Origin of the sequence: Alkalihalobacillus sp. BA299 (assembly GCF_017745675.1) — a bacterium.
Lineage (GTDB): Bacteria > Bacillota > Bacilli > Bacillales > Bacillaceae_F > Alkalihalobacterium.
Window position 1 is genome coordinate 13,111 of the sequence record NZ_JAFLJM010000014.1, and the last position, 23,594, is coordinate 36,704.

Here is a 23,594-nt window from a genome sequence, read left to right on the forward strand (position 1 = left end):
ACATCTCGGGTTTTTCCCGTTAGCGTATTATGTAATTGGAACTTTTGGGTGTGTATGCACCTGAGGGTGTATCAAGTGCATACTAAACTTTTTTCAGATCAAGGATGTTTAAAAAACACTCTTGAAAAGGTATTTTCTTATGACTAGAATACCACTTTCCTATAAAAAGGTCAACTTCTACCCTAGCTAATTCCCACAAAAACTAGGAATTTAAGTTGTTTTACCATTTTCTTTGATTATTTCACAAAAACCATCCAGAATTTCCTTTTCATAAAAAGTCCCTATACCTCTTTTTAATTCTATAATTGCGTGTTCATCAGACATTCCCTCTTTTCGATAAGGACGGCTATAGGTCATAGCATCATAACTATCAACCACTCGTGTCATTTTAGCGAAATATGGAATATCATCGCCAGTTAAGCCACTTGGATAACCGCTACCATCAAGGTTTTCATGATGTGCAGCAATTGCACTCAGGACTTCAGAAGGTAAAGGAATGTTTTTCAGCAATTTAATACCGTATTCAGGGTGAAGTTGAAGCTCGTTCCATTCATTTAAGGTGAGCTTTCCTGATTTATTTAATATTCGATTAGGAACATGAATTTTACCAATATCATGAAGGATTCCAATAATATACAAGGTTTCAGTTTTTTTTAGTGAAAAACCAAGTCTAAGCCCTAACAAAGAAAGTAAATTCCCAACACGAATCGAATGCTGATATGTGATATAGTTATGCTCTTGAAGCTGAACTATTAGATGGCGATATTGTTCATGTATATTAGTTTTTATTTTTACTTCTTTTTCTATATAGCTTAACTTCAAGAAAGCACCTCCAGTTTACGATCGGTCCATGAAATCTACTTTTATCCTTTTTAACCTCTCTTTATCAGGTCTGTAAAAGGCTTTGCTTAAACCATCCGTATATATATCTTCTTCAACACACAACCAAATAGGAAATGGATAAGTATCTAACATTAATTCTTTTTGTACTTCTTGGGCAATAGAATAAGTGGAAGTATAAAAGATACATACTGTTGGGTTATGTTTGAACTTATCAATCGGAACCAATTGGTGTTTTTCATAAATCCTTTTCCATAGTTCTAGTTTTTCCCTTAAAAAGCCAATATAGTTCTGACTCATTTGCGTACGTTCTATAATGAAATTGATATTCCCTTTTGGAGTTTCAACTTCTGCAACTCCAAGTGGTCTAGTAAGGTGAGGATTTTTATTTAAAATTGCATGCCATTTCCAATTTCGAAGAATACCCGCTTCAACCATTCGACAACGAAATTCATTGGTGGCTATGTAACGTTGAATGGCCTTTATACCATATCTATCCCATCTTTCAGGGTCCATATAAAACTGATCATTGTAATAATGCTTTAAAAATTTGTAACCACCTATACCTATTGTGTAAGGAGATGGAGGTGTAACCTTATCTTCGTCTCCTATAATTCTTACATGCCAACGGTCTACTAAAGCCGACTCTCTAAAACGTCTTAACTTTTTTGTAACTTGGGCAGCGGTTAATTTGGAAGATAAATACCGTTTTAACTGCTCTTCACTACAACAAACCGCATCACCTAATACTTTTAGAAGCATGACATCTTCTTCTTTTATTTGCATTCGTTGATGTAAAGCAAGAACACCGTGTAAAGTTGTGATTGGATGATAGGTTTGAGGGATTACTTTGTAACCCCTCGTATGTGGATGATCCCAAAAAGGGACTTCCCCCTCTTTTGTTAAATGGTACTGATAATCAATTTGGAGTTCATCTAAAACAGGCGTGTTATCCATTACTCGAATAAAAATCCTGCCACGTCTTTACGTTTTTTCTTTCCTTGAGGGTAATCAATCATCACAACTTTAGCTCGACGATTTTTATAGTCAATACTATGAACACGAACAGACACGATATCATCAACGATTGGCTCAGGTAAACTTCTTGGCTTCATAGCCTTAACTTCTAAATTATTATCCATTTTTACGAAAATTCCATGTATAGGATGTACTTCTGTGACTCTTGCAACAATTGCCTTATCCTTTTCGCATTCCTTTAGGAAATCAAAAGGGTCTACTCTTGCTGCTTTACGAGAAACTTGAACTAATTTATTTTCTGCATCAAAGCGTCTAATTTTAATTTCGATTTTTTCCCCACGGTCAATAATTTCAGATAAATTAGGAACAAAACCATGATCCCAATCCGCTCTACTCATAAAAGTATCTACACCAGAAATTCGAACAAAGATATTGTTTGTTTCAGCATTATATCCAGTTACGATACCTTCATATGTTTTATCTTGAAGTTCACCTTTCTTTTCGAGATATGTAAGCTCACTCCAAAAATTTTCCGCTTTGATTTTATCCGCTTGTTTAACTGAAACTGTTGCAATTTGATTTTCTAGGTCTAAGCGGTCAATAATCACTTCTTGGATAGTACCCGCAAATCCAGTTAAAGATTTGAATTCACGTTCTGAAATTTCACTAGCTGGGCAGTAAGCTGTTACCCCTCCCGCTAAGTTAATAATAGCTACTTCAATTTCTTTTGTTTCAACACGTCCGTTTTCATTAACTACAGGCATTTTGCGGAAACCTACAGTACGCACAATCCCTTTTACGATTTCAGAATTACGTTTAGCCCTTGTTAATAACTCTAGTTCTTCTTGATCCCAATTCTCTCTGATAGCCATTTTGTATCCTCCTTAAATGTAATTAAAAATACTTATTTAGATTAGTAAGTAAAAATCAAGCTTGTTGCGATGGGCAACACCTGCCTTAAAGGAAATAAAAAAAGTCCCACAGTATATAGGCATAGCTAGGCTACACTTACTACTGGGGGACTCCCATTGCTTTATATTAAGTTTAATAATAATTGTTGCTTGAATTTATTACTTATGACTAATTTAACCTACTTCAATGAAATAATCAACTAATTTCCAAAAATATTGTTACAAATTGTAAAAGGTCGTCTATTTATCTTTCTCATCATCAATATCTTCAATTAACTCATTAAGCAAATTCTCTTGAATATCTTTTGGATAACTCGTTTCGGGTTTTGGTTTTGTAATCTCATCTTCCTTATTTTCGGGTGAATTATTTTCCTTGTTGTCAGTCGTATTATCTGAAACATCCTTTTCTTCCGATTGTTCATTAAACTGAATACCTATATCCCAAGAATCCGAATCACTATTATCTTCTACCTCTTCTTCTGTTGTTGCAGCCACTTCCTCATGTGCCGATTTTGGTGGTAACTCATCTTCATCTTCCTCTTTCGTATCCTTTTGTTCATTAATTTCAGGTTCCTTATCTTTTGGCTCTTGAGGGGATAATGGCTCAGTATTAGTCGGTTGGGTATTGGTTGGTTCATGATTAATTGGTTCAGTATTCTCTTCATCGGTAGGTTGAACAACCACTCTTGTTCTTAAACGGCTTTTCTTTGGTTGTTCTTCTAAAGATGTCAGGTCTACTGGGTGATCATCAACCGGAATTTGTTTAACTCTTTCATATTCAGTGTCCTGTTCTTGAGTTGGTTCATCTTGGTTACTATTTGAGATAGGTTCCTCAGAAACCGTTTCAGTAAGTAATTCTGTATCATTGTTTAAGAATTCTCTTCTTCTTTCTAACCAAAAAGATGCACTCGTTTCATTTACTTTAACAATCGCCTCTTTAAATTCAGGTTTATTTACAAAGTTAGATGTAAGCTGACGAACCTTTTTAGGTTCATTATTTTCAACAAGTTTAACCGAACATTCAAATGCCTTTTGAAAGATAAGGTCATCTGGTGACATTCTTGCTTCTCTAGTCTTAGTGTATGAATTACCCATTCGTGTTCCAGGATTATTCTGAAGAGGTGATACAGTCTGCTCCGTTTCACTTTCTTCAAATCGTTCTTCCTCACCCATTTGTTTTGAGAATAGGTCAGCATCAAACGGAGTTAAATCTCCGAATACCATCTTATGACGAAGAGTACCTAAAAGAGTTTGCATATAATGGTCTCCGTATTTATCTGCTAACTGAGATAAAGTTTGAGATGCTACGGTAATGATGGTTTTATATTTACGAGATTGAGCCGGAAATTCCTTAAACGGTTGATAAACGTAATCAGGAAATTCATCCGCGATAATGTGGTGAAATGATGAATCATTTGGCTTTCTTCTAAATACAGCATTCTGTAATGACAATAACACAAATTTCCCTAATACATTCGATAAATTACCCATTTCTCCCTTTGCCGTATTAAGTAAGAGTACTCCACCAAATTCAAGGTGTTTGTCAAAATCAAAATCCGACTGATCAAACAATACTCTTCTCATTAGCTTATTGGAGGATATATCATCCAGTATGTTTCTTAAACCAACAACATATTCAGCCTTAGCGTCATAATACATATCTTGTCCGTAAAACTCACCTGATTTAACCTTTTCAACATATTCATTCGGGCCATTCCTCTTCGTTAAAGGTAGTAAGTTCATGTTAAACCATTCATCTACACCAACAACAATTTCCCAATGGTTACGTTTATCTCTATCCGTAATTTCACGCCAATTCTTAGGTATTGTTTCTTTCAGTTTTAAGTGCATTTGACGTACTACCTGGGCATTGTTGTACATTCGTATTAAATCACTAAAGGTAGGTTCAAAGTTTTCATCGTGTAGTTTTAATAGATAGATATAATACTTGAGATGGTTCCTTTGCGATTGCTCAAAGAAGAATTCTGTATTTTCTCCAACACCCTCAATAACCATCGTGACAGCTTCCGCAACTTTCTCAACAGGTCCTTTTAATGGATTAATCGATTTCGTTTCAGGATTAGTTGGATCAATATAGAATACCGCTTCCTCTGGAATACCATGAGCTTTAACAAGCTGAAAGGCTTTTTGACATAAATCATTAGAAGGCTCTATGATGGATAAACCATTCAGATACATCCCCTTAACATCTTCCGAATGATAATCTTCTTGGTAATAAACATTTGAAAATTCATTTATCATTCGTGTCATATGGTGTAAATCTTGGTTAATTATCGGGAGGATTAAACTACTCGTTTTACCCGTACCAATTGGCCCTATTATGACATTGTTTAGGGTACGGTCACGCCCTCTCTGAATAACCATTTCTTTTGACTTTTTCTCGGGACCTAAACTAACATCAGGCCATTGCTCGGTTTCTTGACTCTTGAAAAAGAATTGCAATCGGGAAGAAGAAAATTCCCATTCCTTAAACCACTCCATAATGTCCTCTTGGTGCTTGGTGAATAACTTTCCCGCCCAAAGAAAGATAAAGAATACAACGATAGCGGGTAATGACATAATAAGCAACATGAGATTATTGGTATCCCCTACTAGAACATCTTGTAGTACCTTGTTATCAAATTCAGCCAATGCTGCCTTTGTTTCGAGATAAGGAACTAATTTGTTATAAATCGGAGCAGTTATATTCCATAAGTATTGAAAACCTATTCCGAAAAACATTACAAAAAAGAATAAGGTTCTCCAAAATAAATGTTGGTACACTTTTATCTTCGTTGCCAATAACCAAGTCATAACAAGAAGTACGGTTGCTATACCTACTTCTAATAAAGAAGGATTAACCATATTTCCCATTAATGGTATGGAGGTACTGGTTCTCAACTGATAATTCGAGAAAAGAAGAATAACATTAACAATTCCTCTTGCTGCTATCCATACCGAAAATAACAACATGGTCGTAACTAAGGTAATAGGTAAGTGACGCTTAAATTTAGATACCTTCATAAGTTGTTTCCCCCATTCTTAAAGGTGAGGTAGTTCTTAGGAAGGTTGGTCTTTCTTCGGTTGTTTCCGATAATGTTTGACCATCACCAAATAACACATATTTAAATGGCCCACCTACTAGGTCATTGGATAACTCGCCGTTATTACGGTAAAGACCAATAATTTTCCTTACTGGAACTTTTGTTTTTCCTATAATGCTATTTAGATAATTTAAACGGTCAAGAATTTGAACATTTCCTTCTTCTAAGAAGACAAACATAATATAATGCTCGTCAGTTCCAGCACTATTATTAACCCTATAACACTTGTCAGGAAATAAAAAAGAGGGTGTGTCTTTTGTTAATACATCTGCGGAATCGACACTTTCAAATATATAACCAAAGTAATCATTAGCATAAGAAAGGATCTCAGCAACAGTTTCAATGTTATTCATAACTATGCTATTTGTATAAGGTCGCTGTCCCTTTAACAGTTCCATAATTAAATCATGTGTTCTAGAAAGTGTCATTACATAAACACTTAAATTAGGAAGGTGTAAGTCGTTTGTAGAATATAACCGTTCTTTAATGTTTCTTATTCTACCTTCTTTCACCTTATGTTGACCTTCAATAGTTTCAATACTGTCATCAATCAGTGAAATTACAACTGAATGATGAAGTTCAGCATTGTTGCGACAGATCTCAATATATCTCTCTACCTTATGTAGAATAGTATTCAAGTTTTCAGTGCCTTTATCAATTTCGATATGAACGTAATGATTACCTAGCTTTAAGGTCGAATCCGGAATGATTCCTCCATCAAGAATTATATTTTCATCCATCAATTCACGATAACCTAATAACTTAGTGTCTAGATTTTCTCTAAAAGAACCATCTAAAGCGCGAATTGTTGCTTCTTGTATTCCAAAATGATGATCAATATATGATATTTGGTTGTTGTTCGCTTTAAAATTCTCGTCAAGAAGCCCTTCCCGTTTAAGAACCTCAATACCATTATTCCCTATACGGTAGTAATTCTTTTTCCCAAACTTCCCTTCCTTTCTATCTGGGTCTAACAAGTCAAACTTTATATACTTCTTAAAAATCTTAGATTTATAAGAGCAATCTTTTAAACTGGTTATTGAAGATATATATAAGTACATCAACTCCCTTGTTAAATATTTTTGTTTTGCCAATAAGAGCAAGGCTTTTACTTCAGCTTCCTCTAATTCAACATAGTTGTCTTTGTTATCAAAACTATAAGATTTTCTATCCATATAACCCTCCCCTAAAAATTGCAATAAAAAAGACAACCACAAATACAAATAGGTGGATCTATTATCCACTTTTGTACCTGGGGTTGTCCCATTAGCAATTATGTAATTTTAATCTAAATTAGATAAAACAAATATATCAGAAAACGTCAAAAAGTCAAAGGGAAACTTGATTAATTTAGGGTAGTGAATCCTCATAAATAGCAAGTATTTTAGGGTAGTAATCACTCAATTTCAGGAGAAGTGGATTCACCTAAATATGAAGCTCTGGTGTGTCCTCACAGACATAGTAGTCTTGGTTCTGAGTAAGGTTCTAAGCACTCTTATATAAGGCTTTACCCCTCCACCTCGATAGTGGAGGGTAGTGGGTGGAGGGGTTTGTGGTTATTACCCTCCACCCTGTAGTGGAGTCCTACCCCTCCACTTTACTATACTAAAATCATCATTGCTTAACTTACTTATTGTTACTCTCGTATAATGAAAATCTTAGGTATCTATAAGGCAGGAAAACAGAGTAACCTCCCCCCCTCCCCCTCTAAACCATAAACCATTTGACCGAGAGGACTAATGACCCTGAGATAAAATATGAAAATACCAAACTTTTAAAAAAAGAAGAGAACATTATAATTCTGTTAGTCTAACCAACTATTATCGAAACATAGTTATCTTATCATTATCTTATCATTATCTTATCTCTATAATTTTTGATTGTATTGATATTTATATATACAAACGTATAACTCTTTGTATTTAATAATATATATACCTATGTATATAAGGTTTGGAGTGCTAAAATGTAATTATAGATAACTCCCGTTCGATAGAGTTAATAAACGCTAATGATACGTTAATTCCGTTACAATGGAAGTGAGCTTTAACTAACGCAATGAATTGATGGAGAATGTAATTTTTTATCGTAAAGGGTGTGATTATTATGGAAGCAGCATTCTTTCTTGGTACTGTCTTTGACATTGAACTTAAGAGAAAAGAATTAGAGGCTCAAAATTTGAGTAGGGATGAGATAAGGGCAACATTCGAAAAAGATTATAGAACTTTCTCAAGAAAAAGCGCCTTCACCTGTCTTTGTTGTAATAAACCAGTGAATATGAATTTAACGAAAGATGAAGGAAGACCATTTTTTTTCAAGCATATTGATGGTGAAGAGTGCACTTATTCAGAAAACAACAAAACCTATGACAGCCATATTGTTAAACATGAAGACAAAAGAAGAAAAGATATTGGTCTAACAGTATTTAAGGAGATAGCGGAAGGACAGATGAAACCTTTTGGAATTGAAATCGAACGAGGATATTTTTATAAAAAGAAATTATCTTTTATCCCCGATTTTATCTTGAAGTTCCCTTACTCTGATCAAGCTTGGGCGATTGATTACTTTACATCCATTGGACAAGGATTAACAAACGGAAGCTATGCCCGTCATCTTAGACAAAGGATGGAAACATATAAATCTGAGGGATTTAAAGTGTTTTCTTTCATAGACAATACCTGGTTAGCGATTGACCGTGGTACAGCTAAAGGAACATTACTCTCTGCTGAAAAGAACGTAACCATGAAAGAAAACGAGGATTATCGTTGGGATGCTTTTTTAAATAACGAATTAACCAATGAAACCCTAAGTTTTCTAAAAGAAGAAATCGGCATTTATGATTTAAATATTGATACAAAGAGCATTTCATATGTTGATATTGATAATCGAATATGTAAAATTATTCGGTTTTTAGAAGCGGGACAATCAGAAAGAAATCTTACTTTTTATAAACTAGCTGAAATTGATGTGCCGCTGGATCGTGCCTTATCACTTAATCCAAACCATGATAACCTTCTCCTTCACGGTTTAAATGAAGATGATGTGCGTCAGGAGTTTAAAGTGTCTTTGCTACGTCGCTTGGAAATAGCGGAAGCAGAAAAGAAGGCAAGAGAAGAAAAACTGAAAATTGAAGAGGAATTAAAGAAATCAAGGGAAAAGAAAGAGTTTGAAAGAAAAGTAATTGGTGAGAAATATTACAATGACAAAGAAATAAATGAGGAAGAACTAACAACTGAGATGGAGAAGTTGGCAAGGGAGGCATCTGATCGCCCGGTTGATATGTCTCCAGAAGAATGGGAATGGTACAAAAAAACAGGTAGAAGGTTCACAAGGAGAAACAATATGATACAAACTAAGCAACCTTCTGTTACTTATGAATCTGTTGAACAGAAAATAAAACGTGAAAAACGTGAAAAATTAAAAGATAAATTATTAACCTTCCCTATTACTGGCGAAAGCTATTTAAATGGGGAGCGCGAACATTGGAGACGTTGTGTTCTAAAATGGATAAAAGTCCATACTCAAGAAGATGAATTAACAATATCAATAAGTAAGTTGTTAAATAATCTTAAGGCCGAAGGAATCACCTTTAACCAAAATGAAAAAATCGTACAGTACCCAATTAAAAACTTCATTAATTTTTATCAACAAGAGGTAAAAAAGGATTTAAAGATGAAGTTAAATCTCACATATATAGATTAATGAGATAATAAACGATTGTAAGGGGCTCTGTAGAGTCCTTTTGCCTTTTCCTATCCTCTTACTCTAGAAACCTCTTATCACTTTTAACGTACTCTTCTAGCCCTATCTACAAGCCATTTGTTTAAAGCACCTAGTAGTATATAAATAATAAAGGAGTAAATATAATTCCAGTTTAGATCCTTATATATTCCTAACCAAATAGTCAGGTCTACCGGATTTAAACGTGGCGTTACGGGTACTAACTGATATTGGTATATCCATAATAGGTAATACGCTCCTATATCATCCAGCAAAACAGATTAAATGGAGATCAAACAACCGTATATGGAGATTGATACAAACCGATTTTTATCAACTAATTTCCACCAAATTAGCCAGGGAACAATAGTTAAAAACAAAAGAAACCACCAATTAAGTGTTAAAAATACATCAGTAAACCAATAGTCATTTCGTAAGTCTTTTAATTTTCTCTTTATTTCTATGATTTCTTGTACTTTATTCATTAGCAATCCCACCTCCACCTAAATAGGTTAGACTTTTTAATTGTTTTTAAACTAAGCAAAAGGATATATTAAACTAAACCTAAGGATATAAAATCTAATCAAAAAACCCCTTTCCTGCTTATTAGGAATGGGGTTTGAACAATTACCATTTATTAATGTCAATGTTTCTTTTTTTCACTTTACGCCCTTCATCTTGCGAGGACTTTCCCTTCTCTCTAACTTCTGTTTCGTTTCCTTTGCTCTCTTTCTCCTTATTTACTTCCTTATGAGCTGTTGGTTCCTTTTCGTTCTTTTCTTCTTTTGTAGAGGAGTCTGGTTCTATTAGAACTTCAGTAGTAACAGAGGGATTTTTAATATCAGTTACTTTATCCTCTTGTTGAGGAACAGTATTAGGTTCTTTCTTTATTTGATTTATACTCGGTTGGTTTTCAGCTTCCGTATTTGCTATATAAGTATGGCCATATGCATGTTTGTTTAGGATCTCATCGTTTACGTCACGAATACCATATTCAGCAACATCTTTTTCGATTAAATGCCTTAAAGACTCACTAATATTTGATTGGCTATTTAACCAATCAATAATAAAATTTGGTTCGTTCTTTTTTGTCCGTAATATAACGGAATCACCACGTTGTTTTAACTTTTTCTTCGTTTTTGACACTATGCTCCCCCCTCCTTATGAAACTTGAAAAAGAAAGGTATAACAGAAAAGTTATACCTTAAGCTTTGTTGTTTGCTGCCAATTCCTTTTCTTTAAGTTGAGGGAATACCGTATTTAGGAATATGTTTAAACCTTCTACATTCATCAAAGGTGCATATTTTTCAGGAATCCAAAGCAATTCAGCTTGTAATTCAGGCTTATCACAAAGTTTCTTTAAAAGTGGATAAAGTTGCTCTTTCATCAAAATAGAACCACCACCATACACACATATAACATTCACTTCATAAGAAGCTTTCTTTACTTCGTCTACAATATGGTCGTAAATAGCTTTTACTTCTGATCTCATGGATTGTTTAATCAACCGAACAGCATCATTATGATATTTATGTTCTTTATCTTTTACATAATCAATGAGTTGCTGGCGAGATGGATTTATGTCGGAAACCTGACTATTAAATAAATCAATTGCTTTATTTATAGAGTGACCAATACCTGTAGGAATACCATTAACAAAGTCTCTATCATACTCGTAACCTATTGTTAGTGGTGTATCACTTGTTCCATCGCCAATGTCAACATGCTTGATTCTCTTATTTTGAAAATACTCTCCATCAACTTTTTTGTCATACTCTTTGTTGAACTCGTCAAAGATATCATCATTTCTATAATTTCCATCTTGATCTTCAATAAGTGTAAATAACACTGGTGTTCCTTCTGGGATTACCTTAACAAATGTAAAAGCGATTGATACTCGTACCTTTTTATGTCCTACATATACAATCGCGGTGTGTAAACCGTTCATAAATCTTTCAGCGAACTCCCCTGCCGTTTTACGAGACCATTGGTTAACTGGAAGAGCTGTTGCCATATCCACTTGCAAAGAAATTTCTTTCGGTAGTTTGCCACTCTTTTCGAATGCTCGTTTTACTGCAATACCAGAAAGATTTCCTAACGTATTTATAATCGGTAGATCACTCTCATATTTCTTTTCACTATCAACACTCATTGTATGTGCAGTGTACTTGCTTTTAATTGCTTTCCTACCTATAAAAAATAATCCCCCAAAAGCAATACTATCTGATTGAATATCCACCGCTAATTCGTTTAATAAGTTTGGAACAAGCAATTCCGGTTCACTGTTATCTTCAAAAGAAGTTTTTTCAGGCATTGCATATGTATTTGGTTGACGATACAGGTTGCCATCTACAATCAAAGCCTGTTCACTATTCCCATTGTCATTTGCTACTTTAAAGTTCAATTTCATGAAATACACCCCTTCATATAATTGTATATACTTTTGTATTAACTATTTCTCATTATAAATATGTTTTTCCTTATTGTCCATGATTTTCCTCCAACTTTAATATAATTATATAAAAAGATATTAATACTTTTGTATATACAATTATATTAACGATTTAAAATTCTCAAATATATATTAACAATTGTATATACAATTGTTAATACTAAAATTAATACAAACATATATAAAAAAACAAAAAATCCCCGTTTAGTAACGAGGATTTCCGTTAATTAGCGTTAACCGGAACTTAATGTAGTATAAAACTTCTTACTTCGTTAGTTAGCGATCTAATTTTTTTTGACGTTTTATTAAACAAATACATTTCCTTTTTTTAAATACGAATAGCCCAGTACAATCCTCACGCGAAAAAAGATTGACCAGGCGAACCTACTACCCACACACCTCACGATTGGGTACGTTCTTACAGTATATGGACCCTTCAAGTAGTTGTCAGGCGAAAATTTCTAAGTTGTTATGTAGCCCGATTATTCGTATGTTTTGTTTCTAATCTTTCAGTGATCCTTCACAGGATACTCTTAATAGCGCTATTAAATCCAGGTTATGAAACTCAACACTAGCATTATAGCCAAATGTTCATTTTGTTATACAATGTTTTAGCAATTTTCAAAAAATAAATCAATAATGAAACTGAAATACAAATAGCAGAGCAGCATTAACCATAAAAACAGTCGCTAGTTTCCGCTAACTAGACAGTTAGAATGGGAAATCGCTGTTATAAAGCTTTTATGGGGTTTTAAAGTTTTCCGCTACACCCGTTAACGGGAATTAGCGCGATAGTTATTTAGCGTTAATTAACGTTGTAACGGATTCGAAACGAGCTAAAGCGAAAAATAATTGAGTTATTCGCTAATTAACGATTTAGTTAAATTGAATTTGGTGTGCTAACGGAAGCGTTAGTTTTCGCTAGGGGAGATTAAGCGTTAGTTAAATCCTTGATTATAAAAGGGTTTGTAAGTAATATAGAGAATAATAGAATATATAGCTGGAAATAGCGGAAGATAATGGAGGTGTTTTTAAGTGAAGATGAAAGAGCTGATAGATAATCAATTTATAAACGATGATCTTAAAAAGCATATAGAGTTATATGATGTATTGGCGGAAAAATTATACCCTGAATTTATAAATAAGCTGCATCCTGAAACCACATATTCTACAACAGAGGTAGCTAGTTTTTTAGATAAAAACGATTCTACTTTACGAAACTATCTTCGAAATGAAAATCTAGTAAAATATATCAAACCAGTGAGAAGTGGAAGATATTATCGACTAAATTATGAAAGCGTCTTTCGTTTACATATGATCCTTTTATATTTAGAACAAGGTAAATCAATAGCAGATATTGAAGTGATTTTGGGATATAGGTCCGAAATGCTAGATTATGATACTGGACAAAAAAGTAATTCTCTTAAATCTAGTCCAAGCACTGAACAACAACTCATGCTTAAAAAATATCTAGAATATACAAATAAGAAAATAGAGTTACTTGAATTTGAAAATAAAATTCATGCAAAAAGAAGAGACTACGATGAAACTTTATCAGAAATAACTACTAAACAAATAGAGTTAAACCTTATTGAAACCCAAATATCAAATTTAAGACTCGAAAAGAGAAATCATCAGTTATTGACCTTATCATTAAAAAGAACTATTCCTCAAAAAAGTGGATTATTAAATAATTTGTTCCGAAAACAAAATGTAGATATTGATAATGAAATAAATGAAGCAACAAAACAACTTACTGAAACAGAAGATCCCAAAGCTGAAGAATATAAAACTAAAAAAATGGAGTTGAAAAAGGAAATAGAAGAATTGAAGCTTGAACTAAAGGTAATTAAAAGTGAAATAAAAGAAGATGAAAAGAAATTAGAAGGGCAAAAAGAAAGTCTACGTTTAAATGAACCAAGTGATTCGAAAGCAAATCTACTAAACGAGTAAGTAGCATATACCAGAAAACGTATATGCTTTTTTATATAACCAACCTCATAATAAAATATTTTAAATATTCTGAAAGTATGATATACTGTCTTTACTACTATATATGGTTGTTAAACGAAAGGGTGGGGTCTACATATGCTAGCACTATTAAATGATAAATTAAGAAGAAAAGTAGATAAATTTTTTGTCGGTCTAGCGATATTTGGACTTTTGAACGCAATTGCTGTTATGATCTTAAGAGCTTATGGCCTATAAAATATAATAGAATACCTAAACCCTTTACTCGATGCAGAGTAGAGGGTTTTTATTTATACCAGGAAACATAAAAGAAAAAACTCCTTACATTAAGTAAAGAGTCTTTTCTGGTTCTTTGTGGTGTTACCACTGTATTTAAAATTATTAAGTTAAATATATCTTAGCATAGGGGAAATTCAGAAGTAAATAGATTATGTTTGTTCGATATTATTTTTTGAAGAGAAAAAATATCATATTCACATCTAATAGAACGTGTGCTATCATTTTAGTAGGTTCTTTGGGTAATATTTATTCTTTCAGATAGTTTTATGTAACTTTGAAGCTATCTGAAGGGTTAAATATAGACCGCTGTTTTTTTATACCCTTTTTTAAGAACTTTAAGAGAAATAAAAAGATCTTAACTGCTGCAACAGTTAAGACCCGACTTAAGTTTTTTAACCTATAAATATATTAGCAAAAAACGTATTTATATTCAATATGTTAATACTGCTTTTATGCCTTTTTTAAGGTGAAACGGTTAATGTTGGGTTTTTTCTTTGCTCAGAGAGATCTGCTTTCTCCAGCTGAAAGAAAATTTCTAATATTAATCGTTTTTTTATTGCTCTAATAGAGGCGGATTGCTAGAATTCGTCTTGCTAACCTTTTGTATTTTTAGAGAAAACTTTAGGGTAATTTATTACCTAAAAAAAGAGGGATTAAAACCAAGTCAGCAAGAGGTAATTGTAGTTTCATTTTGATGTGTGATCAAGAAAAAATTAAAAAAAAGACAAAAAAAATCCGATGTAAAAACATCGGAGAAAGAAAAAAACTATATGAACCCACTAAAGTTAATAGATGTCCGCGACCAAACTTTCATCTATGTAACTTTGATACAAGCAGGTTTAATTCACAAGCTATAATGATATTTTATCATATATCAAAAAAAATGTGAATATAAACCTCTAGCTTAGTGTTGCCTTTTTTTAGGCGGTGGTAATACAGGCAAGGGGTTTTTTGTTCCCTTGCTAGTACACCAAATACTAGGGGGAAGAATTTTATTATGGCTTTTATTATTCACTCGAAAGAATTTGAAGAGTTAAAACAGATTGAAAGAGTAGCAGAAACGGTTTATAAAAGAAGAACTATAAAAGTAAATCTTATTGACCGTATAAAAGAATCTGTAAATGTTAGATGGGATCGATTAATTAAAGTGGAAAAAGTAATCGATGAAATTATGTACCGATTATCAGATAGAGGCTTTTGTTTTACTGGAAGAGAAAAATTAGCAGAAGTGTGTGGATGTTCTTTGTCTACTGTAGATAAAGCAATACGCTTTATAAAAGAAAGTGATTTATTTGTATTTTGCTACCGTCACAATCCAAAGAGCAACGGTTATAAAACTCCAGTAATAATTGCTACTATCCATAAGAATTATAAAGAAATACGAAAAATCTTAGGTTTTGAATTTACTAGGGAGCTGCTCGTTCAAAGAATGGAGCGTCATAAAGAGGCTAAAAACAAAGAAGAAAACAAAGTAGAAAGTACGCGAAACGCTTATCTGGACTGGCTTCAAGATGCTAAACAAATTGTTACCAATATTTTTACCATAACACCAGAAATAAATAAATATACTTATAACACCGAATTAATAAAGAAATCTACTAAAATATCCACAGATAATATTGTTAGATATATCCACTTAAAGATTAAAGATTATCAAGAACAAGGTGGTAAAATAGAACATCTTAATAAATTTGTAGAAAAGACCTTTGCCCAAATTGTAAAGAACAGTGGCATAATAAAGGGAGTAGAAAGCCGTAAAAATCCTTCTGTTCAGAGAAGACTACCCAAAAATGATATTGTCTTTTATAACTGGTTAGAGAATTAAATTTATGATGTTTGCGCTTTTCCGGTTTCAAAAATCGTTAAAAGCTTATTTACTTATGACCAATTATTTAAATATAGGTTTAATTATCACTTCCTATAGGTTTTCCTTAATCCTTAATTTTTATAACTTTATAATATTAATAGTCAAAATTTTTAATAGTCTTGTGATAATATATAAACAAACAATTAACTATATGGGAAGGAGATAGAATAATGCCCTATGGATATTCAGATTTTCTTTTAGAGAAAAATAAGAGTCCTGAAACCATTGACAGCTATGTAAAAGAAGTAAATTACTTCTTTGCCTTCCTCGACTTTAAACACAAGAGAAAAATAGAGTTATATGAAATTACAACTAAAGATATTAAGGATTACTTAGAGGATAAAAAATCTAAAGGTTCGAAAACTGTTACAATCAATAAATATATAACAATTTTAAAGAACTTTTTTGATTTCCTTTGGACGATAAATAAAATTCCGTTCGATCCTTCATCTAAAATTAAACGAATTAAGGAAGAGGAAAAATATAATCAAGAATTGACTTACCAAACATTATTAGATACCTTACCAAAAGTCTTAAATAATAGGGAGTATTCACCTTTTCGTAAAGTGATCTACATCTTAGCTTTATACGGGCTTAGAGCAAGTGAATTTCAAATATTAAAGGACAATGTTTCAGTACAGCCAATAGAAGTAGAGGTTGTTATTAAAACCAAAAAAAGAAAAATTGCTTTAAATGGTGAGGAAGCTGAATACTTCATGGAGTACTATTATAATGAATCCATGTTTAACTTAAGCAATTATGTATTTGTTACAAATAAGCACAATGAGGATACCGTACCAGTAGAGGGGATGACTATTTATACTCATTTACGAACAATAAGTGAGGACTATGACCTCCCCAAACTTGTATTAAATGATATTCGTCATGCTTATGCACATTATCTTTACCGAGAAAAACAATATACTATCGAGGATATTGCGACTGAATTTGGAATTGAAGAAAATAGTGCTGCATTATTAGTTGATTCGAGTATGGACCGAATAGAAGGAAAAGTTTCTTGAAATATATGCTTATGAATGCTAAAATTTTACTAATTAAAAGTTTTAATTAACGACCAAAATATAAATATTAATTAATGGGAAAACCCAGTGCATTTTTGATAGTAGGTACTATCATGTTTTGCATTGGGTTTTTTTGTGTTGGAGGGTGAAGAATGGTAGCTCTAATGAAAAATTTATTAAATTATAAAGGAGGCTCTAAAATTCAAAATGGATTTAATAGGATAATGTTTTCTGATCAAGTAGCTTTTATTAGAGAAGAATGGAGCAAATACCCTGTAAATCTAGATATAAAATTTTGTAATTCTTTCGAGCATATTGACTCTTTTCCAAGAAGTTGTGAAAAAAGAGATTTTATTATAGGTGTCATTCCCTGGGATAAACGTAACGTTGATGTCATTATTTACACAAAGCGTGGATTGAGTTGTGAACACATCCTCGATAAACGGTTTGAAAACCTCACTAGAGAAGAAATACAACAATTGGGACTACTACCTAATAAAAATCGAACGATATGTACTAATTGCAATGAGTTTTCTACCCAAATAAACATAGATGCAAAATGCCAGGATTGCATTTAAATACAATGATTTACTCACGAAAGGAGGGATGGCGTGGAACTAACGGTAAAAGCGATACACACAACACCAAAAGCTTTAACTCATTTAATGATAGCTTCATTAATGGGGGAGGGGGAAATTTATGTTTCTGATAATAAAGATATTGGAATATATGTTACCTTTGAACCTTCAAAAGTAGAGTATTTGCAAAATTATATTTTACATAACTCCTTAAATAGATTTGTTAAAATACAGCCAAACACAGGCGAACTTTATATTTTCCCTAACAAACTTATACAAAAGTATTCTAAACAATGGTTTAAAGGAGAAGAAAAAATATTTAGTAATCAGCTCAATCATAAACTTTTAACTTATCAAGCGATTATAATATGGATTAATTTATTTGGTTCAAGAAATTTAGATAGTGTAGTTATTTCGACAACCGTGGTTAAATCATACCTTCGTAATTTATCTTACTGTATAGAAAAGCACTTAAATACACCAGTTGTTCCTGGTAGGAATTCTTTAAAAATTCACGATGTAGAAAACTTATTTCTAAATACCATGAAATTTTCTATAAATGACTGCACATCTGTTGCGACTTTCTTAACTCAAAAAGAGCTAAAGAAATTAACTGATATGTCATTAAGCATTGATGAAGAAGAAGGAGAACATTTATTATGAGGAAATACATTTTCTTTTGTATGTTCAGCTTATTGTTATCAGCGTGTAGTAACGACGAAATTGTAAAGGAAGCTAATAACCTTAAGCAAAAAAAAGAAAACCAAATTGAAGAACAGGAAAGCCAAGAAAAAAAGAAAAAAGAAGTCTATGAGGAACTTGCTAAACCCGTTGAAGAAACACTAAAGGAAACAGAAAAGGATAAAAGATCATTAATTACAAATGATTTCGAAATAAAAGAAGAATATACCGATGAAAATGAATTTGCCAGTTTTGTAGCAAAGCAGCTCTTTAAATTTTATAACTTGGAGTTGTCGCCAAAAGATTACTATCAATTTCTTATAAAATATGGTTCCTCGAATATGAAAAAAGAATTAGAGGTTTTAGAAAATGAAGAAGAAGGCGTGGTATTTCTAACAAACATTCAAGGACTTATAAAGGATAGACAGTTATCTGGGTCAGATTATGAAGTAACAGAAGTAAAACTCAACAGTGGTAAATCAGAAGGATTCTTCTACCGAAAGGTTATTTCACACGGTAATAGCGACTATTACATTACCACTATTATCATGGAGGATGGTGTTTGGAAATACCAAGAGGATAGTCCTGCACCTCCATTTGATGAAGTTAAAACCAATTAAAAAAGGATGATCTAATATGGCTACTGTAAATAAACAAGAATTAATTAATGAATTTACTCAAGAAAAACTAAAGCACCATTTTGATAACAATAATCAGTTTTTAGAAGATTATGCTAGAATGTTTTATTTTTATGCAAATAAATTTAATCCACTCATTTCTGAGAATTATCGAGAAGAATTTCAAGATATGCTATATGAAAGTGCGAAAACTCAATATTACAACGGTTACTTTATTGCTAGAGAGTTTATCGAACATGAGGAAACAGTTATACCAGATGAATGGCTATCTCGTTCAGAAGGAATGCTGAAAGAACAAATACCTTCAATGTTATTTGAAGCTGGGGGGCAAGATTTCCCTGAAATTATTAGAACAGAAACCTCTCAAAAATTAGTTAGATGGTGTATAACAAAATTCGAGGATATTAGAGGGTTGTTACAAGAGGTGTTTATGGACATAACCCTGCTAGGCTCTTTAAGGGCTTTCTTAGACGAAAGGGATATAAGAGGGGTTAAGACTGTATCAAATGAAAATAAAGAGCTACAAGGGATTTTAGCACCATATAACGATATCTATTTTATAGATCCACAAAAGTATTTAATGTGTCTTTTGCATAATCAAGGGTCAGAAACTTGGGAGATTCATCTTTGGTCATCATTACAACTTCCAAACACTAAAATAGGGGAGATAACTTTACACTATTTAAATACGAATGATTTAAGTAATATGTCTAAATATCTTCCAGTCTATGAAGATACACCTGTAGAAATGGCTAATTATGAAAAGGTTTATGTCAATATATCTATTCTTGAATTAATGAATGAAGGGGAGTTAAATGCTCTCATAGAGACCGTAGTGAAAAGTATTGAAGAAAGAAACGGTGTTAACCAAGAAAATATTGCATTGAGTGTATCAGTAATTAACCGATACCTCTAATTAAGAAAGGTAGACTTAAATGTGATTAAAGAAATAGAAACTATCATAAATAAGCATAAAAGAGTGTTGTTTATAGGGGAAAAACAACTAGGTAAATCTCATACAGTACGTCTTTTGCTTTCAAGCAGTTTAATTCAAAATAAAGTGATAGTGGAAACAAAACAAGAGGTAGAGTTTATTAAAAGAAATCTGCTTATTGATAGCAGCATTACTTTTAAGTCGTACCAAAGTTATTCTGGTTTTCCCAAAATCATTTCAAACCTTAATCAAAAAGGATTGCCTTTTATTTCAGTAACAAATGATCTATCTCTATTCTCTAACTCAACCGAAAACTCATTATATGCAATAAGTCAAAAAGACCTTAGTACTTTCCTAAAGACCAATTTTGATTTAATAGCATTATTCGAGAACAAATATTCCATTAAGTACTTTCAATTAAACAAAGAATCAAAAAACCTAGCAATTTAATATGTAAAAAGCCTGTTCCTGTAAGGAATAGGCTTTTTACATTAATTACTTTCAATAGGTTCACTTCTCATATATCCCTTCTTAGCATGAAAAACACTCATTGAATTAGAAATTGTCCCGCATTCAAATAACTCAGTGATATAGGTACAAACAGCCATTGCAGCCATTCGATTGGTTAATAAACGTTGTGGATCACTAGAAGAAAGCTCTTCACAAGACATTTCAGAAGGTTTTTTAATTTCATCATCATCCTCTAAAATCTCAGGGAAGCGACTAGCCACAGGCTCTAAAATGGTTTCGCCTTTAAGTTTAAGTCCACAAACAACTTGCCCAGTCCATCCACTTTCGTTATATGCAGTTAATTCTTCATCGGTCCATTTTTCTTTAGGTCGTTGAGGAAAATCAGACGGTACAACAGCACTTTCATTCCCGCTATCTAAATATAAAAGATTGGGAACTTGCTCGAAAAGTTGATGAAATATTTTTCGCGTATAGTTGTTATCTACGCAACCTATAAGGATAGGTAAAACTGTATAAGAACTAACAAAACCTTCTATCTTCTGATAATCTACATTGAAGAGATTTAAAAGAGTAGAAACATCTTCAACAAATTTCTCAGTATAAGATGATATGTTTATGTTATAAGCTGCGCTATATCGTTTGGCTAAAATATCTGCCTTTTTCTTACCGACATTTGCTTCAACAAACAACTGATTTTTTAAATTCTTACGTTCTATTTCATCAAAATCTGCTAAACAATAGTAACCTTGCTGACCGAAAAGTGACATCATTTGGGCTACTTGTTGTGCTAAATTGCTACCTGTTCCACCAACACCTACCTGCACAATAATAGGATATAGCTTCTTTCTTTCGGAATTTGAATACTCTTTCTTTAGAAGGTCAATTACATTACCCACGAACATACACCTCCACTACAGAAGTGTCATATTCATTAGGAACAGAATCAAACGGATTTTCAAAAACCATTGCAGGCTCTAATTGAATATGCCTTTGCTCTTCTTTATTAAAGTACCGAACGGTTACTTCTGGAAAGAAATGATGAACACGCCCTACTATGGCATATAACATATTCTCTTGCCTTTCACTTTCATTATCAGTCATTGAAGGGATAGGAGCCCACTCATGATGTGAATGGATTTCCATAACCTTTAAAAATCGAATGTCCATGAGTTTATGAGCTGTTATATATGGATCTTCAATTCGTTCTACTGTTTCTCGTAATGCAATTTGTTGAGGAATATCTAAAAAGAATATTCCTTTATCTAAATCAAGATAAATATCACCATGTAATTCCGTGCCATGCTTTTGATATATATTTTTTGATAAAGCGGTAAAATCCCGTAGGATAGTAAAAGGTATCTTCTTAGAAACAACAAAGTCTTCTGCAGAAGCAGAAGACTCATTGTTACAATCTTGATTTAAACCTTTCTTTTTAGCTTTAGGAACGGCCATAACCATGTTTTTTTGCTTTACATAAACCATATCAGTGTATGCAGCAACAAGGTCTGGATAATCCTTTTCCAATCGCTTTCTTACATCATTACCAGTGATTTTTTTATATTCTTCCTGGTCCTTAGTTTTATGAAGAAGTCCGTTTTCAATTTCTTCAGGTGTAAAGTAAGTTGTTACCGGAATACGCTCACCTAAATGATAGATGAATGTATCAAGGTCAACTTCAAACGGTTCTTCTTTCTTTTTAGCACTAGACGAAGAAGGGGAAGATCCAGCATTCTTTTTCGCTTCTTCCGCACGTTTAGCGATCTCTTCTTGTCTCTTTTTACGTTCTTCTTCCTCACGACGTTTCTTTTCTTCAACTTCATCCGGTAATCCGAATAGTGAAAAGATATTAGTTTGTTCTACAGCTTTTTTAGTCATTTTAAATTCCTCCCAATAGGTTCATAAATTATTAATCACAAAGTTTAGTTGTTTATTAAATTCCTAAAGCAAATAGCTTATTAAAGGAATAATCCATTGGCAATAACACTTCATCATCAAAATCTTTTTGATTAAATTCAGATGAAAATAGAATTGCCACATCTCTACCTAACTTGGTTTTTGCTCCCCAATCAGTTGAGAAAGGAGAGTGAAAGAAGATATTATGTTTTGTTTCCAATTCGGTAAGACAACTAATTTCTTCAAACTTATTACCACCCATACAAACTTTTCCGTTTGATTCTACATGAGAATAGGGGAATTGAAATAAAGGTGTATCACCAGTAATTCGTTCATTCCCTTTTACTGCAACAATTCTCGCTATCTCAACAGAATATTTATTACCTTTTTCAGTAGACCTTAAGATACAATCGTATCTGAAAATTAGTCTTGGAAAACCAACTTCAAACATATTTCCATTAAAGTTAATCATCCATCTTTGTTTAGGTATTTCAACATAGACTTCATAACCCCTCGATGTTTTAACGTGTTTAAAACAATTCTTAGGCAAAAAGGGACTTTCTGCTCTAGCACCCGATGTAGATGAGCTTAGAACTCTTAACAAGTCATTTAAACTCATCTTATATTTGGTTTCTCGGCCATTATCCTTTTGCAAAACATTTACTAAGTCATCAAATTTATGCAGACTTTCTGTTGAAAAGTTGATTTGAATATCCATTCTCTTTCTCCCTCTCATACCGTTTATTCATTTTCATCGCTTCGTATTTAAGCTTTAAGATCCCTTTTACAATTTCATGATAGAACGTAGCAAAGTAACAGAAGTAGGCAATCCCTGAATTATCAGGCAAGATCACTATGTCTAGCTCACTCATATCAAGTTGGGTTAAAGGGGGGAACAAACTCTCAAATTGTTTCATATATGGGCTACATATTACTTGCTCAAAAATTGGATCTTGAAAGGTATAGATACTTTCAGGTGAAGGATACTGTCCATCTTCCGTAAGAAGGTCTGGATACTTTTCCTTAAATCCCTCAATTTCATCCCCATATTCATAGAGCTTTACATTGGCAAACACCTGTTTAATACCATCCCAAAAAATTTCACTGCAAGCACTTGTATTATGTTGGGTGTGAACCATAAAGTTAGAGAATTTTTGAACATTAATCCCTTCATCATGAAATATCTTTAACATGATTAAGTTACTAATACTCATTCTATAAGATTCATGGTCGTAAACATCCATTTCCATTATTC

The 23,594-nt window shown here is 32.7% G+C and carries 21 protein-coding genes; 9 read left to right on the forward strand and 12 right to left on the reverse strand.

All coding sequences use genetic code 11. The annotated features are described in order from the left end of the window. Nucleotides 1–210: 210 nt before the first annotated feature. From J0N78_RS17445 to J0N78_RS17465, 5 genes are all read right to left on the reverse strand, one after another. Nucleotides 211–822 (reverse strand): HD-GYP domain-containing protein, encoded by a 612-nt coding sequence (locus J0N78_RS17445; RefSeq protein ID WP_209124357.1) that lies wholly within the window; start codon nucleotides 820–822, stop codon nucleotides 211–213. A gap of 15 nt (nucleotides 823–837) precedes the next feature. Continuing rightward, nucleotides 838–1,797 carry a hypothetical protein gene (locus tag J0N78_RS17450; RefSeq protein WP_209124358.1) on the reverse strand — a complete coding sequence of 320 codons (960 nt, stop codon included), beginning with the start codon at nucleotides 1,795–1,797 and terminating at the stop codon, nucleotides 838–840. Then, a complete protein-coding gene (locus J0N78_RS17455) occupies nucleotides 1,797–2,690 on the reverse strand; it encodes a 30S ribosomal protein S1 (RefSeq protein ID WP_247747403.1) in 894 nt (297 codons plus the stop codon). The genes J0N78_RS17450 and J0N78_RS17455 overlap by 1 nt, the downstream gene beginning before the upstream one ends. Before the next feature lie 279 nt (nucleotides 2,691–2,969). After that, entirely contained in the window at nucleotides 2,970–5,753 is a 2,784-nt protein-coding gene (locus tag J0N78_RS17460; RefSeq protein WP_209124359.1) for a type IV secretory system conjugative DNA transfer family protein, read from the reverse strand. Beyond that, the gene (locus J0N78_RS17465; protein WP_209124360.1) at nucleotides 5,740–7,008 is read right to left on the reverse strand and encodes a replication-relaxation family protein; all 1,269 of its coding nucleotides are present in this window, start codon (nucleotides 7,006–7,008) and stop codon (nucleotides 5,740–5,742) included. Before J0N78_RS17465 ends, J0N78_RS17460 begins: the two co-directional genes overlap by 14 nt. A gap of 931 nt (nucleotides 7,009–7,939) precedes the next feature. Here J0N78_RS17465 and J0N78_RS17470 point away from each other — a divergent pair. Next, the gene (locus tag J0N78_RS17470; protein WP_209124361.1) at nucleotides 7,940–9,535 is read left to right on the forward strand and encodes a hypothetical protein; all 1,596 of its coding nucleotides are present in this window, start codon (nucleotides 7,940–7,942) and stop codon (nucleotides 9,533–9,535) included. A 299-nt stretch (nucleotides 9,536–9,834) separates the two neighbouring features. Here the strand turns inward: J0N78_RS17470 and J0N78_RS17475 are convergent, their stop codons facing one another. The 3 genes from J0N78_RS17475 to J0N78_RS17485 all read right to left on the reverse strand — a co-directional run bounded on the left by J0N78_RS17475 (nucleotide 9,835) and on the right by J0N78_RS17485 (nucleotide 11,963). Beyond that, nucleotides 9,835–10,044 carry a hypothetical protein gene (locus J0N78_RS17475; RefSeq protein ID WP_209124362.1) on the reverse strand — a complete coding sequence of 70 codons (210 nt, stop codon included), beginning with the start codon at nucleotides 10,042–10,044 and terminating at the stop codon, nucleotides 9,835–9,837. A gap of 136 nt (nucleotides 10,045–10,180) precedes the next feature. After that, the gene (locus J0N78_RS17480; RefSeq protein WP_209124363.1) at nucleotides 10,181–10,699 is read right to left on the reverse strand and encodes a hypothetical protein; all 519 of its coding nucleotides are present in this window, start codon (nucleotides 10,697–10,699) and stop codon (nucleotides 10,181–10,183) included. 58 nt (nucleotides 10,700–10,757) lie between these two features. Beyond that, on the reverse strand, nucleotides 10,758–11,963 hold the full coding sequence (locus J0N78_RS17485; protein WP_209124364.1) for a ParM/StbA family protein: 1,206 nt from the start codon (nucleotides 11,961–11,963) through the stop codon (nucleotides 10,758–10,760). Between the two features lie 1,083 nt (nucleotides 11,964–13,046). Here J0N78_RS17485 and J0N78_RS17490 point away from each other — a divergent pair. From J0N78_RS17490 to J0N78_RS17525, 8 genes are all read left to right on the forward strand, one after another. Beyond that, the gene (locus J0N78_RS17490) at nucleotides 13,047–13,958 is read left to right on the forward strand and encodes a hypothetical protein (RefSeq protein WP_374193925.1); all 912 of its coding nucleotides are present in this window, start codon (nucleotides 13,047–13,049) and stop codon (nucleotides 13,956–13,958) included. A 1,294-nt stretch (nucleotides 13,959–15,252) separates the two neighbouring features. Further along, nucleotides 15,253–16,080, forward strand: coding sequence for a hypothetical protein (locus tag J0N78_RS17495; protein WP_209124366.1), 828 nt, complete (start codon nucleotides 15,253–15,255; stop codon nucleotides 16,078–16,080). Between the two features lie 212 nt (nucleotides 16,081–16,292). Further along, nucleotides 16,293–17,144, forward strand: a complete 852-nt coding sequence (locus J0N78_RS17500; protein WP_209124367.1) for a tyrosine-type recombinase/integrase — start codon at nucleotides 16,293–16,295, stop codon at nucleotides 17,142–17,144. Between the two features lie 152 nt (nucleotides 17,145–17,296). Next, nucleotides 17,297–17,722: a hypothetical protein gene (locus tag J0N78_RS17505; protein WP_209124368.1), complete on the forward strand. Its 426-nt coding sequence runs from the start codon at nucleotides 17,297–17,299 to the stop codon at nucleotides 17,720–17,722. Between the two features lie 33 nt (nucleotides 17,723–17,755). Beyond that, nucleotides 17,756–18,385: a hypothetical protein gene (locus J0N78_RS17510; RefSeq protein WP_209124369.1), complete on the forward strand. Its 630-nt coding sequence runs from the start codon at nucleotides 17,756–17,758 to the stop codon at nucleotides 18,383–18,385. Further along, complete coding sequence (locus J0N78_RS17515) at nucleotides 18,382–19,023, forward strand: hypothetical protein (RefSeq protein ID WP_209124370.1); 642 nt, start codon at nucleotides 18,382–18,384, stop codon at nucleotides 19,021–19,023. The genes J0N78_RS17510 and J0N78_RS17515 overlap by 4 nt, the downstream gene beginning before the upstream one ends. Nucleotides 19,024–19,039: 16 nt before the next feature. Further along, nucleotides 19,040–19,957 (forward strand): hypothetical protein, encoded by a 918-nt coding sequence (locus tag J0N78_RS17520; RefSeq protein ID WP_209124371.1) that lies wholly within the window; start codon nucleotides 19,040–19,042, stop codon nucleotides 19,955–19,957. 21 nt (nucleotides 19,958–19,978) lie between these two features. Continuing rightward, entirely contained in the window at nucleotides 19,979–20,425 is a 447-nt protein-coding gene (locus tag J0N78_RS17525; protein ID WP_209124372.1) for a hypothetical protein, read from the forward strand. A 41-nt stretch (nucleotides 20,426–20,466) separates the two neighbouring features. Here the strand turns inward: J0N78_RS17525 and J0N78_RS17530 are convergent, their stop codons facing one another. The 4 genes from J0N78_RS17530 to J0N78_RS17545 are packed head-to-tail and all read right to left on the reverse strand — an operon-like array spanning nucleotide 20,467 to nucleotide 23,589. Next, nucleotides 20,467–21,342 carry a ThiF family adenylyltransferase gene (locus tag J0N78_RS17530; RefSeq protein WP_307794967.1) on the reverse strand — a complete coding sequence of 292 codons (876 nt, stop codon included), beginning with the start codon at nucleotides 21,340–21,342 and terminating at the stop codon, nucleotides 20,467–20,469. Then, nucleotides 21,335–22,321: an MPN domain-containing protein gene (locus J0N78_RS17535; protein WP_209124374.1), complete on the reverse strand. Its 987-nt coding sequence runs from the start codon at nucleotides 22,319–22,321 to the stop codon at nucleotides 21,335–21,337. Before J0N78_RS17535 ends, J0N78_RS17530 begins: the two co-directional genes overlap by 8 nt. A 55-nt stretch (nucleotides 22,322–22,376) precedes the next feature. Then, nucleotides 22,377–23,057, reverse strand: a complete 681-nt coding sequence (locus J0N78_RS17540; protein ID WP_209124375.1) for a hypothetical protein — start codon at nucleotides 23,055–23,057, stop codon at nucleotides 22,377–22,379. After that, the gene (locus tag J0N78_RS17545) at nucleotides 23,017–23,589 is read right to left on the reverse strand and encodes a hypothetical protein (protein ID WP_209124376.1); all 573 of its coding nucleotides are present in this window, start codon (nucleotides 23,587–23,589) and stop codon (nucleotides 23,017–23,019) included. Before J0N78_RS17545 ends, J0N78_RS17540 begins: the two co-directional genes overlap by 41 nt. Between the last annotated feature and the right edge of the window lie 5 nt (nucleotides 23,590–23,594).